This window comes from Polaromonas sp. A23 (genome assembly GCF_002001015.1).
Classification (GTDB): Bacteria; Pseudomonadota; Gammaproteobacteria; order Burkholderiales; family Burkholderiaceae_C; genus Polaromonas.
In genome coordinates this window covers 174,461-186,596 of the sequence record NZ_MUNO01000018.1, presented here as the reverse complement: position 1 = coordinate 186,596, position 12,136 = coordinate 174,461, and the positions used below count along the sequence as shown (strand labels likewise).

Genomic DNA, 12,136 nt, shown 5'->3' with positions numbered 1-12,136 from the left:
GCCGAAAGGGCCACGCAAGTGGCCCTTTTTTTTAGCCTGCTTACAGCCCCCACGTTCGCTCGCTGCACGTAACTCTCTGCCCCCCGAGGGGGCGCTGCACCTGCGGACTGGCAAAGCCAGATCCGCGGCCCCTGCTTGGAAAGAAGAGACTCGCCCGAGGCTGACCTCGCGGCGTCAGCGTTTGGCTGCGTTGGTAATGGCGGACAAGGTGCCGCGCGTGCTGATGACTTCCGGGTCGAGCATGATCTCGATCAGCGCACCTCCCTTGCCCTGCAGGGCCTGGCGCATGACGGCCTCGAACTCTTCGGTGCGTGTGATGCGCGTGGCGGTGTAGCCGTAGGCCCGCGCCAGCGCGCAGAAGTCGGGGTTCTGCAGGCTGGAGCCGCTGACATGGCGCGGATACTCGCGCTCCTGGTGCATGCGAATCGTGCCGTACATGCCGTTGTTGAGCAGCAGCACAATGCTTTTGGCACCATGCTGCACGGCCGTGGCCAGCTCCTGGCCGTTCATCAGGAAGTCGCCGTCGCCGGCAATCGTGAAGGCCGTGCGGCCGGTGGTAATGGCGGCCGCAATGCCGGCTGGCACGCCGTAACCCATGGCGCCCACGGTCGGCGCGAGCTGGGTCTTGAAGCCCTTGACCAGCCCGTGGTGTTGGAAGAAGCGGTGCACCCAACTCGCGAAATTACCGGCGCCGTTGGTCAACACCGCATCTTCCGGCAACAGTTTCTTCAGCGTGCCGACGATGGCCGGCATGTCGATGCTGCCGGGCAGCACCACACCGCCGTTGGCCGGATCAATGTTGCCGAGGTAGTCCGCGTTGGCCGACTCCGCCCACGCCTGCCAGGGCACCGACACCGGCGCCGTCAGCACCTCCAGCGAACGTGCCGCCGCATTCATGGTCGCGTTGATGGCCAGGTCGGCCTGGAACACGCGGTTGAGTTCCTCGGCACTGGCATGGATGTGCACCAGCTTCTGCTTCGGCCGCGGTGCCTCGATCAGTGTGTAACCGCCGGTGGTCATCTCGCCCAGACGCGGGCCGATGGCCAGGATCAGGTCGGCCGCCTTGATGCGCGCAGCGAGTTTGGGGTTCAGGCCAATGCCGACGTCGCCCGCATACAGCGGGTGATGGTTGTCAAAGGTGTCCTGGAAGCGAAAGGCATTGCCCACCGGCAATGACCAGTTTTCGGCGAAACGCTGCAGGGCCTGCGCGGCCTGCGGCGTCCAACCCCCGCCACCGGCAATCACCAGCGGACGCTCGGACTGCAGCAGCATTTCGCGCAGTCGGCGCAGCGAGCCAGGGTCGCTCCAGGCCTCGACGGCTTCCACGCGGGGCAGCGGCGCCACATCCACGGTTTGCGTCAACATGTCTTCCGGCAACACCAGCACCACCGGGCCAGGCCGGCCGTTCATGGCGGTGGCAAAGGCACGCGCCACGTACTCGGGAATGCGGCGCGCATCGTCAATGCGCTCCACCCGCTTGGCCATGCCTTTGGTCGAAGGCCCGAAGAAGCTGCTGTAGTCGACCTCCTGAAAGGCCTCGCGGTCGCGCGTGTCGCTCGCCACGTCGCCAACAAACAGCACCATGGGAGTGGAATCCTGAAAGGCGGTGTGCACACCGATGGAAGCGTTGGTGGCGCCCGGCCCGCGCGTCACGAAACAAATGCCGGGCCGGCCGGTCAGCTTGCCGTGGGCTTCGGCCATGAAGGCCGCACCACCTTCCTGCCGGCAAGTGATGAAGTTGATTTTGTCCTGTCGCGCATGCAGACCGTCGAGCACAGCCAGGTAGCTTTCGCCGGGGACACCAAATGCATGGGTAACGCCCTGGGCCAGAAGGCAGTCAACAAGAAGATGGCCGGCAAGTAATGAAGTCATCCGGCTATTGTGCCAACCTCCCCCTTCAAGCAGGGGCCGCGGATCTGGCTTTGCCAGTCCGCAGGCGCAGCGGCCCCTGAGGGGCTGGAGCCTGCGGCTCCAAAGCTGCTTGAGCAGCTTTGGACAGGCGACAGAGGCGAGGCGTCTCGCGAGCCGCGGCCTGCAAGGCCTCGGGAGCTTGCGCGTTGTGAGCGACCGTGGGGGCTTTATTACTCTGGGGTGGCAGCGTCGCCGTCGTCGCCACCGGCTTCCAGGGCCTGACGTGCCAGCTCTTCGTCGCTCAAGGGGGGAGCCTCTTCCAGCGCCCTGAGTTCTTCGAGAAACTCCGCCGTAGGCTCCTCGTGTTCGAGCAGAACTTCTTCCAGCTTCTGCCGGCCGGTCTCCACATGCACAGAGGGTGAATGCAGTTCGGAAGGAGGCACCGGAAATTTTTCGCCCAGTTCAAATTTGAGCGCCTCGGTCTTCTGGTCTACCCAGTTTGCGAAGTCACCGTCTTTCGGCGTGTCTGAATTATTCATGACCGTCTCCTGTGCATGGGGTACCGGCGCGGACGGCCGGTACCTGACCCATTATGGAGGTACGCTTGGCCGCTGCGTGTCATCCATTTGCGCGATCGCCAGAGGCTCTTGCCTTAATTCACCAAACAGTTAAATTACTTGCCATGCCGCCCCCTAAAACAAAGCCCACCAAAACCACCGAACCACGCTCGCGCGATGCCGACCGCTCCCAGTTGGCCATCCTGCTGGCCGCCCGCGACGAGTTCGCGCAACACGGCCTGGGTGGCGCGCGGGTGGACCGGATTGCTGAACGTGCGGACGTCAACAAGCGGCTGATCTACTACTACTTCAAGAGCAAGGACGAGCTTTTTCTGGCGGTACTTGAAAACGCCTATGCCGATATCCGCGAGGCAGAAACGAAGCTGCACCTGCGTGACATGGCCCCCTCCCAGGCGATCCGGAGGCTCACCGAATTCACATGGGAGTACTACCTGGAGCATCCGGAGTTTTTGACGCTTCTCAACAGTGAAAACCTGCACCAGGGACGGCATCTGGCGATGTCCAGCCGAGCCAGGGAAACGAACTCGCCACTGATCGAAACACTCGCCGAAATCCTGGAGCGCGGGCGCGCCGATGGGCTGTTTCGCGGTGGTATCGATCCTGTGCAGCTTTACGTCTCGATTGCCGGCATGTCGTATTTTTACCTGTCGAACAACCACACGCTTTCAGCCATCTTCGGGCGCGACCTGATGACACCCAAAGCCCGCCATGAGCGGCTCTCGCACATGTGCGACGTCATCTTGGGGTATGTACTTAGAAGCTGACCTGAACCATTGATTGACGTATGAATTGCAGCGTTTTTACAATTTCTTAATTCACTTAATGGTGAATTAGGCGTAAACTGCGGTCATTACAACGACAGGATGGCGAACTTCGCCGGGCCTGCATAGCGCCCTTCATTGACCTTCTTCAGGAGACAACAGCATGAAATTCACCCGTCGCGCCGCACTGGCCTGCCTCACGCTCAGCTTCACCGGGCTTGCCGCACTGTCCCCCCTTGTGGCCAACGCCCAAGGCGCCTACCCGAACAAACCCATTCGCGTGATCGTGCCCTTTGCCGCCGGCAGCACGACCGACATCATTGCCCGCGCCATCGCCGACAAGATGGGCCAGAGCATGGGCCAGACCCTGATCATCGACAACCGCGGCGGCGCCAGCGGCACCATCGGCCAGCAGGCTGTCGCCACCGCCGCGCCTGACGGCTACACCATCATGGTTCATTCGTCCTCACACACGGTCAGCCCGTCGACCTTTGCCAAACTGCCCTTCGACACCGTGGGTGACTTTGCCGGGGTAACGCCAATCTCGAGCACACCCAACGTGCTTGTCATGTCGCCCTCGAAAAACATCAAGACGCTGCAGGAGCTGCTGGCAGCGGCCCGAGCCAAACCCGGCAGCATGAACTTCGCCTCGGCCGGCCAGGGCAGTGCCACTCACCTCAATGCCGAGAAGTTCAAGCTCGCCGCAAAAATCGATGCAACCAACATCCCGTTCAAAGGTTCGGCAGAGGCCGTGACGGAGGTGATCTCCGGCCGTGTCGATTACTACTTCTCCCCGATTGCTCCGGTGATCGGACAGATCCGCAACGGCCAGCTGGTCCCGCTCGCAGTCGGCTCGCCCAAACGCTCCAGCACTCTGCCCCAGGTGCCCACCACGGCTGAAGCCGGTGTACCCGGTTCCGAGTTCAACTTCTGGATCGGCATGATGGCTCCTGCCAAAACCCCGCGTGACATCGTCAACCGTCTGCACGACGAGGTCGTCAAAGCCTTGAACACACCGGAAGTCAAAGAGCGTTTTGCCACCTTGGGCGCCGATGCCTGGACGCTCTCTCCCGAGCAGTTCGACACCTACATCAAGGACGAGATCAAGAGCAACGCGGTGCTTGTCAAAGCCGCTGGCCTTCAGCCCACCCAGTAACCCCGGCAAGTTTCCCCCGCAGCGTTTCGCGCCCCTCAACACCCCTGGCAAGACCAGGGTTCGGCCGCCGCATTGCCCAGCCAACCAGCCCACAGAGAGAAAGACCCCATGGCTACACAAAAACTAGGACTCATCATGCACGGCGTCACCGGACGCATGGGCATGAACCAGCATCTGATCCGCTCCATCGTCGCGATCCGCAAACAGGGCGGCGTCACTCTCTCCAACGGCGACAAAGTCATGCCCGACCCCATCCTGATCGGCCGCAATGCCGAAAAGATGGAAGCCCTGGCAAAAACCTGGAACATCGAGCGTTGGGGCACCGACCTGGACCAGGCGCTGGCCAACCCGACCGACACCATCTTCTTTGACGCGGGCACCACGCAGATGCGCCCGACCTTGCTGGCCAAGGCCATCCGCGCCGGCAAACATGTGTACTGCGAAAAACCGATTGCAACCAACCTCAACGAAGCCGTCGAGATTGCCCGCCTTGCTGAAAAATCCGGTCTGAAACACGGTGCGGTGCAGGACAAGCTCTTCCTGCCCGGCCTGCGCAAGCTCGACATGCTGCGCCGCGCCGGCTTCTTCGGCAAGATGCTGTCGGTGCGGCTCGAGTTCGGCTACTGGGTCTTCGAAGGCGACCTGCAACCCATCCAGCGGCCAAGCTGGAACTACCGCACTGAAGACGGTGGCGGCATGATCCTGGACATGATGTGCCACTGGCGCTATGTGCTGGACAACCTGTTCGGCGAGGTCAAGTCCATCTCCTGCATTGGCGCGACCCACATCCCCGAGCGCTGGGATGAAGCGGGCAAGCCCTACAAGGCCACCGCCGACGACGCGGCCTACGCCACCGCTGAACTGATCGGCCACAACGGCGAGCCGGTGATTGCGCAGATGAACATGTCCTGGGCGACCCGCGTGAACCGTGAAGACCTGGTCACCTTCCACGTCGACGGCACGCATGGCTCGGCCGTCGCCGGCCTGTCTTCCTGCAAAGCCCAGTCGCGCGTCAACACGCCACGTCCGGTCTGGAACCCGGACGAGAAGCAGACCATGAATTTCTCCGACCAGTGGCAGGAAGTCCCGGACACCCAGGTCTACGACAACGGCTTCAAGATCCAGTGGGAACATTTCATCCGCCATGTGGTGGAGAACGAGCCCTACAAATGGACGCTGCCCGAAGGCGCCAAAGGCGTGCAACTGGTCGAGGCCGCGCTCGAAAGCTGGAAAGAACGCCGCTGGGTGGATGTTCCTTCGCTACAGGTTTGATAGCTGCTTGCGCCCGTCATACAAGGGCCAGAGGCATATTTTGTATATGAAAAGGTGGATTTCATGGCTTTGACCCTCTCTCTGCCCACTGCCGCGGGCGGCTTGCAGCCTTACACGCTGCGAGGTACCACACCGATCAAGCCTGCCAACGGGCTGAAGTTCAACCGCATCGCCTACTCCGCAGCCCACGTGGTGGCCGACCCGCTGGCTGCGGTCGACCCCTGGCTCGGTTGCGCCGTCGACTGGGACGCGACCATTGCCTACCGGCGCCATTTGTGGTCACTGGGCCTGGGCGTGGCCGAAGCCATGGACACCGCGCAGCGCGGCATGGGACTGGACTGGCCGACCTCGCTGGAGCTGATCCACCGTTCACTCGATGCAGCCAAAGAAATCCCCGGCGCGCTGGTGGCTTCGGGCTGCGGCACCGACCACCTGGTGCTGGAAAACGTCAAGACGGTTGACGAGGTCATCGCCGGCTACGAAGAGCAGATGGCCGCGATTGAAAAACTGGGCGGCAAGCTGATCGTCATGGCCAGCCGTGCGCTGGCCCGCGTCGCCAAAAGCCCGGCGGACTACGAGCGCGTTTACGACCGCATCCTGAGCCAGGCCAGGCAACCCGTGGTGCTGCACTGGCTGGGCGACATGTTCGACCCTGCGCTGGCAGGTTATTGGGGCAGCAGCAACGTTGAAAAAGCCATGGACACGGCGCTCGGCATCATCAACGCCCACCCTGACAAGGTGGACGGCATCAAGATCTCGCTACTCGACAAGGACAAGGAAATTGCAATGCGCCGGCGCCTTCCGCCAGGCGTACGCATGTACACCGGCGACGACTTCAACTACGCCGAGCTGATTGCCGGCGACGGTTTCGGCAAGGAAGCCATGCACGGTCAGAGCGATGCCTTGCTGGGCATCTTCGACGCCATCGCACCGGCGGCCAGCGCGGCGCTCGGCGAGCTGGCGCAGGGCAACGTGGAAAAATTCCACGCCATCCTCGGCCCCACCGTGCCGCTGTCGCGCCACATCTTTGCGGCGCCCACGCGTTTTTACAAAACCGGCGTGGTCTTCATGGCCTGGCTCAATGGCCACCAGAGCCACTTCACCATGGTCGGCGGCCAGCAGAGCACACGCTCGCTGCAGCACTTCGCCGAGCTTTTTCGCCTGGCCGATGCGGCCAACCTGCTCGAACACCCTGAACTCGCCATGCAGCGCATGAAAACGCTGCTTGCAATGCATGGTGTTGAATGATGGCTCCCCCCCGTTGCCGGCTCACTTCGTGTAGCGGCCTCCTCCCTCAGGGGGCGACGCTGGCGGCCCGGCAAAGCCGGTTCCGTGGCGTCTGCTGAAAAAATCCTTCGTCTTCCACCGTACCCATCTCATGCGCGACTTCTCCCACGACCACCGCTGGCTCTCCATCAACACCGCCACCGTGCGCAAAAGCCGCGGTGTTGAGCAGCCGCTGACCAACATCATCGAAGCCTGCGTGCAGCGCGGCATCAAGGCCATATCGCCCTGGCGCGACCAGGTGGCGGCAGCCGGCCTGCCGGTGATTTCCAAACTCGTCAAAACCCACGGCCTCGAGCTTTCGGGGTATTGCCGCGGCGGCATGTTCCCGGCCGTGGACGCCGCCGGATTGAAGGCCGCGCGCGACGACAACCGCCGCGCCGTTGACGAAGCCTGCGAGCTCAACGCTGCCTGCCTGGTGCTGGTGGTGGGTAGCCTGCCGGGCGCACTTGCAGGTCAGCCGGCGCACAAAGACATTGCGCTTTCGCGCAGCCAGGTCAGCGATGGCATTGCAGAGCTTCTCGAATACGCCGTGCTGAACCAGATGCCACTGGCCATCGAGCCGCTGCACCCGATGTACGCGGCCGACCGCGCGTGCATCAACACCATGGAGCAGGCGCTGGACGTTTGCGACGCTCTGGACCCGTCGAAAAGCGGCGCATTGGGCGTGGCCGTAGATGTTTATCACGTCTGGTGGGACCCGAAGCTGCAGCAGCAGATTGACCGCGCCGGCAAGGAGCGGCTGCTGGCCTTCCACGTCTGCGACTGGCTGACCCCCACCACCGACCTGCTCAACGACCGCGGCATGATGGGTGACGGCGTGATCGACATTCCGAAGATTCGCGGCTGGGCCGAAGCCGCGGGTTTTGCGGGTTCCAGCGAGGTGGAAATTTTCTCCACCGGTAACTGGTGGCAACGGGACATGTCCGAAGTGCTGGACACCTGCATCGCCCGGCACCGCAGCGCGGTATAGACTCTCTCCCTTTCTGACAGTCGGCCGCATGACCGGCAAACGGGGTGGCCGCACACGACACGTGCAGCAGCAAGCCAACCCATAAGAGGGAGGGTTCCATGTTGCTGAAGGTAGGAGAACTTGCCGCGCGCACCGGCCTGACCGTGCGCACCCTGCACCACTACGACACCATCGGCCTGCTCAAGCCCTCGGCCCGCACCGATGCCGGCTACCGGCTGTATAGCCGCAGTGATGTGGCGCGGCTGCACGGCATACAGGCCCTGCAACAGTTCGGCCTGCCGCTTAGCGACATCGGCAGCATGCTGGACGGCGACGGCGCTGCGCTCCCCCACATCATTGCGCGGCAAATCCAGGTGCTGGACCAGGAAGTTGCCAAGGCAGCAGAACTCCGAGCCAGCCTGGAGCTGCTGCAGGAGCGGCTGGCCAAAGGTGATCAACCGGAGATTTCAGACTGGCTGGGTACGCTGGCCCTCATGACCACCTACAGCAAGTATTTCAGTCCGGCCGAGCAGAAAACCATTTTCGACAACTGGAAACACATCGCCGACAAATGGCCGCCCTTGATAGCGGAGATTCGCAGCGCCATGGACCGCGGCGTGCCGGCAGACAGCCTGGAACTCCAGCCGCTGGCTTACCGCTGGATGAACCTGATGCTGCACTGGATGGACGGTGACTTCGACCTGCTCGAACGCTGGGGGCACATGTACAACCAGGAACCGGTGGCACAGCAAAAAGAAGGCCCCAGCCAGGACATGGTGGAGTACATCAGCAAACCCATCAAGCAGCGTCTGGCTGTTCTGGGCAAATATCTGGAAGAGGATGAACTGAAACGGCTGGGCAAGGTTTCCGAAGACGAGTGGAAGCATATCTCAGAGAGCGCCCGAAGCCTGATCCAACAGGGCACATCCGCCCACAGCCCCGAAGCGCAGAAGCTCGCCCGGCAATGGAACGCACTCATGGACAGATTGACTGACCACGACAACACCCTACGTGCAAAGCTAATGGCAGCCCATGCCGCCGAGCCCTTGTTGCGGGCGGCCGCCGTGCTCGATACCGAAACACGCGATTTTTTGCGAAAAGCCTTGACCCTCACGTGACGTGAGGGTCTACATTGCGCCCATGACTTCTCCAATCCATGGGCGCCTGCATGCGCTAGACAACCTGCGCGGACTGATGATGTGGCTCGGCATCGTGATGCACGTCGCCGCCATCCACGTAACCAATATCTCTCTTTTGCCCTGGCGCGACAACCAGACCGCGCCCTGGGTCGATGGCCTGGCCATCATCATTCATGCCTTTCGCATGCCGGTTTTCTTCATCCTGGCTGGCTTTTTTGTCGCGCTGCTGGTGCAAAAGCGCGGCCTGCGCGCCATGCTGAAAAACCGGCTGCAGCGCCTGGGCCTGCCGTTTGCCATTTTCTGGCTGCCGGTTTTCGTGCTGACGGTGGTGTTTGCCTTGCTGTTCTTGCACCGCATGGTGCGCGGCACCTGGGGGCTCGACCCCACGCTGATGCCCAAGAGTCCTACCGTACCGACCGGGCCCAGCACCATGCATCTGTGGTTTCTGTGGATGCTGCTGTGGTTCAGCGTGCTGACCGCGGCCATTCTCCGGCTCGCTGCCTGGTTGCCGCCGGCCGTGCCGCAGGCCATCGCCTCGCTGTTTCATCGCCTGGGTGCGGCCTGGTGGGGTTTCGCTGCCCTGGCCCTGCCACTGGCGCTGGTGGGTTCCTTCTACTGGAACGGCATCGTCGCCCCCAGCGGCAAGTTCATTCCACCGCTGGCGGAGTGGCTGCACAACGGCTTGTTCTATCTGTTCGGCTACTGCCTGTATTCGCGGCAGCAGGAACTGTTCGCAGTTTTCATGCGGCGCTGGCCGGTGTACGCCGTGCTGGGAATGCTGTTCTTTGTTGTCACCGGCGTGCTGGCGGAGCAGTTGGGTCAGGTCCCGCGGCCCGGGTCAACCCTGCCACTGTGGATTGCCCTGGCCTACAACTGCACCTCCTGGCTCTGGTCTTTCGCATTGATCGGCGCCTTCCTTCGCTACGTGCCTGGGCAGCAGGCATTGCTGACCTACCTGGCGCAGAGCTCGTATTGGGTCTACCTGGTGCACATGCCGCTGACCGTGGGCTTCGGTGCCCTGCTGTACGGGCTGGACTGGCCGGTCGCGGCCAAGATGCTTGTCAACATCACTGCAACCACCCTGGTCTGCCTCGGCAGTTACCAGCTGTTCGTACGCGGCACGGTCGTGAGCGTGCTGCTCAATGGTCGCCGTTTTTCATCCACCCCTTCTGGAGCCCTGGCCCATGCAACGCCCCAGTAGCCCCAATTCCTCCCGGGCCCTTCTTTTCCGTGATCGCAATTTCCTGTGGATGCTCGGCGGCGCCGTCATCTCCATGCTGGGCGACCAGTTCACACTGATCGCCCTGCCCTGGCTGGTGCTCAAGATGACCGGCGACACCCTGGTTTTGGGCACGGTGCTGGCGCTCATCAGCGTGCCGCGCGCCCTGTTCATGCTGATAGGCGGCGCCCTGGTTGACCGCCACTCCCCCAAGCGTGTGCTGATGCTCACCAAGTATGTCAACACCGTGTTGCTCGGCCTGCTCGCCGCGCTGGTGCTGTGGGGAGGCCTGACGCTCTGGATGGTCTACCTGCTGGCGTTCGGCATCGGCCTGTCCACAGCCTTCAGCATTCCTTCAGGCACGGCCATGTTGCCCTCGGTCGTCAAACCCGACCAGCTGCAGGCCGCCAACAGCATCATGCTGGGTTTGCGCCAGGCCTCCATGTTCCTGGGGCCGCTGCTGGCCGGCCTGCTGATTGCGCTTTCCGGCGACGGCGCGCCGGGCTCGGCCGAGGCCACCCGCGGCACCGGCGTGGCCTTTGCGCTGGATGCCTTCAGCTTCGCCCTGTCGACGTGGACCCTCGCCAAAGTGGTGCCTCTTGCGGGCCGCAGCCAGGCCGCACCTCAAGCTGTGTTTTCTTCCGTAGCAGAAGGTCTGCGCTTTTTCTGGCGGGACAACGCGCTGCGTTCCTGCTTTCTTTATTGGGGCGCCATCGCCCTGCTGATCCACGGCCCGGTACAGATTGCCCTGCCACTGCTCGCCACCCAGCTCGACCTGGGGGCCGCGGCTTTCGGCATCATGCTGGGCGCGCACGGCGCGGGCACGCTGGCCGGCATGGTGGTTTCAGGAATCAAGCCCCGTCTGCGCGTGGGAACCCTGGGGCTGACCCTGCTGTTGGTTGACGCGGTGATTGGCCTGCTGTTCATTCCCATGGGGCAGATCTCCACCACCTGGCAAGGCGCCTTGCTGATGGGCGTCATCGGGCTGCTCGGAGGCTTCATGCAGGTGGCGGTCTTCACCTGGATCCAGCGGCGCGTGCCGCCGGCCATGCTGGGCCGCGCCATGAGCCTGTTCATGTTCATCTTCATGGGCCTTGCACCCATGTCCGCCGCAGTGGCCGGGTGGCTGATGCGCAGCATCACGCTGGGCCAATTGTTTGCTGGAGGCGGCATTCTTCTGGTGGGCCTGGTGCTGGTGGCACTGGCCACGTCACGGATACGCGACCTCAGGGATCCAGAACCCGCGGCCGCCGCCAGGGCTTAAGCGCGGGATCCGGCGGATTCACCAGCGGGGCGCGCCGCGAAGCACCGCGGCAACGGTGGGAATTCCTGACGCATCAAGGTTTGTGGGCGATCATCCGCCCCACCACCTTGAAGCGGCCACCGCCCTGCGGCGTCAACACCACCATCTCGCCGGTGTCTGGCGAGATGCCGGTCAACGCAACAATGGTCGAACCGTGCGACACCATCACCGTATTGCCATTCGCCGGCTTCTGGCCGGCAAGAGGCCGGAGACTGGCCATTTGCCGGTCAGCCTCCGCGCTACGGCCGAAGAGATTACCCAGCGCCGGCGTTAACTCCGGCATTTTTCCGAAAGCCAGTTTCGCCGTCTCGATGGATCGGCACCACGGGCTGGACAACAACCGTCCGACAACAATGCCGCGCTGGCGGAAGGCTTCGCTCAACTGCCGCGCATGCGCCCGGCCTTCGTCGCTCAGGTTGCGCTGCGTGCTGCAGTCATCGAGCCGCATGCCTTCCGGATCACCCACACCAGGCGTCGTCAAGGCGTGCCGGATCAGCACCACCTGCCCGCCCCCTTTGAGCAGCGTCCACAAGGCGTCGTCCGCCAGCGCGAGCGGCGCCCACACCAGCACCGCGATCAAGGTCAGCATCCGCGAGCTTCGGTTCAGGGTCATCGTCCATC

The 12,136-nt window shown here is 63.0% G+C and carries 11 protein-coding genes; 8 read left to right on the top strand and 3 right to left on the bottom strand.

Features of this window, described 5'->3' with window-relative positions; all coding sequences use genetic code 11:
- Nucleotides 1–174: 174 nt before the first annotated feature.
- Nucleotides 175–1,872 carry a thiamine pyrophosphate-binding protein gene (locus B0B52_RS09800; RefSeq protein WP_077593440.1) on the bottom strand — a complete coding sequence of 566 codons (1,698 nt, stop codon included), beginning with the start codon at nucleotides 1,870–1,872 and terminating at the stop codon, nucleotides 175–177.
- Nucleotides 1,873–2,081: 209 nt separating this feature from the next.
- Nucleotides 2,082–2,390 carry a hypothetical protein gene (locus tag B0B52_RS09790; protein ID WP_077593438.1) on the bottom strand — a complete coding sequence of 103 codons (309 nt, stop codon included), beginning with the start codon at nucleotides 2,388–2,390 and terminating at the stop codon, nucleotides 2,082–2,084.
- 143 nt (nucleotides 2,391–2,533) lie between these two features.
- Between B0B52_RS09790 and B0B52_RS09785 the strand changes: the two genes are divergently transcribed.
- From B0B52_RS09785 to B0B52_RS09750, 8 genes are all read left to right on the top strand, one after another.
- Nucleotides 2,534–3,193, top strand: a complete 660-nt coding sequence (locus B0B52_RS09785) for a TetR family transcriptional regulator (RefSeq protein WP_077593437.1) — start codon at nucleotides 2,534–2,536, stop codon at nucleotides 3,191–3,193.
- A gap of 160 nt (nucleotides 3,194–3,353) precedes the next feature.
- Nucleotides 3,354–4,346 (top strand): tripartite tricarboxylate transporter substrate binding protein, encoded by a 993-nt coding sequence (locus B0B52_RS09780; RefSeq protein ID WP_077593436.1) that lies wholly within the window; start codon nucleotides 3,354–3,356, stop codon nucleotides 4,344–4,346.
- Nucleotides 4,347–4,454: 108 nt separating this feature from the next.
- Nucleotides 4,455–5,618 (top strand): Gfo/Idh/MocA family protein, encoded by a 1,164-nt coding sequence (locus B0B52_RS09775; RefSeq protein WP_077593435.1) that lies wholly within the window; start codon nucleotides 4,455–4,457, stop codon nucleotides 5,616–5,618.
- 63 nt (nucleotides 5,619–5,681) lie between these two features.
- The gene (locus B0B52_RS09770; RefSeq protein ID WP_077593434.1) at nucleotides 5,682–6,866 is read left to right on the top strand and encodes a dihydrodipicolinate synthase family protein; all 1,185 of its coding nucleotides are present in this window, start codon (nucleotides 5,682–5,684) and stop codon (nucleotides 6,864–6,866) included.
- A gap of 130 nt (nucleotides 6,867–6,996) precedes the next feature.
- A complete protein-coding gene (locus B0B52_RS09765) occupies nucleotides 6,997–7,875 on the top strand; it encodes a sugar phosphate isomerase/epimerase (protein WP_077593433.1) in 879 nt (292 codons plus the stop codon).
- A gap of 98 nt (nucleotides 7,876–7,973) precedes the next feature.
- Nucleotides 7,974–8,972, top strand: a complete 999-nt coding sequence (locus B0B52_RS09760; RefSeq protein ID WP_077593432.1) for a MerR family transcriptional regulator — start codon at nucleotides 7,974–7,976, stop codon at nucleotides 8,970–8,972.
- A gap of 22 nt (nucleotides 8,973–8,994) precedes the next feature.
- Complete coding sequence (locus tag B0B52_RS09755) at nucleotides 8,995–10,194, top strand: acyltransferase family protein (protein ID WP_077593575.1); 1,200 nt, start codon at nucleotides 8,995–8,997, stop codon at nucleotides 10,192–10,194.
- Nucleotides 10,178–11,476, top strand: a complete 1,299-nt coding sequence (locus B0B52_RS09750) for an MFS transporter (protein WP_077593431.1) — start codon at nucleotides 10,178–10,180, stop codon at nucleotides 11,474–11,476. The genes B0B52_RS09755 and B0B52_RS09750 overlap by 17 nt, the downstream gene beginning before the upstream one ends.
- 73 nt (nucleotides 11,477–11,549) lie before the next feature.
- Here the strand turns inward: B0B52_RS09750 and B0B52_RS09745 are convergent, their stop codons facing one another.
- On the bottom strand, nucleotides 11,550–12,128 hold the full coding sequence (locus tag B0B52_RS09745) for a histidine phosphatase family protein (RefSeq protein WP_077593430.1): 579 nt from the start codon (nucleotides 12,126–12,128) through the stop codon (nucleotides 11,550–11,552).
- Nucleotides 12,129–12,136: the final 8 nt, after the last annotated feature.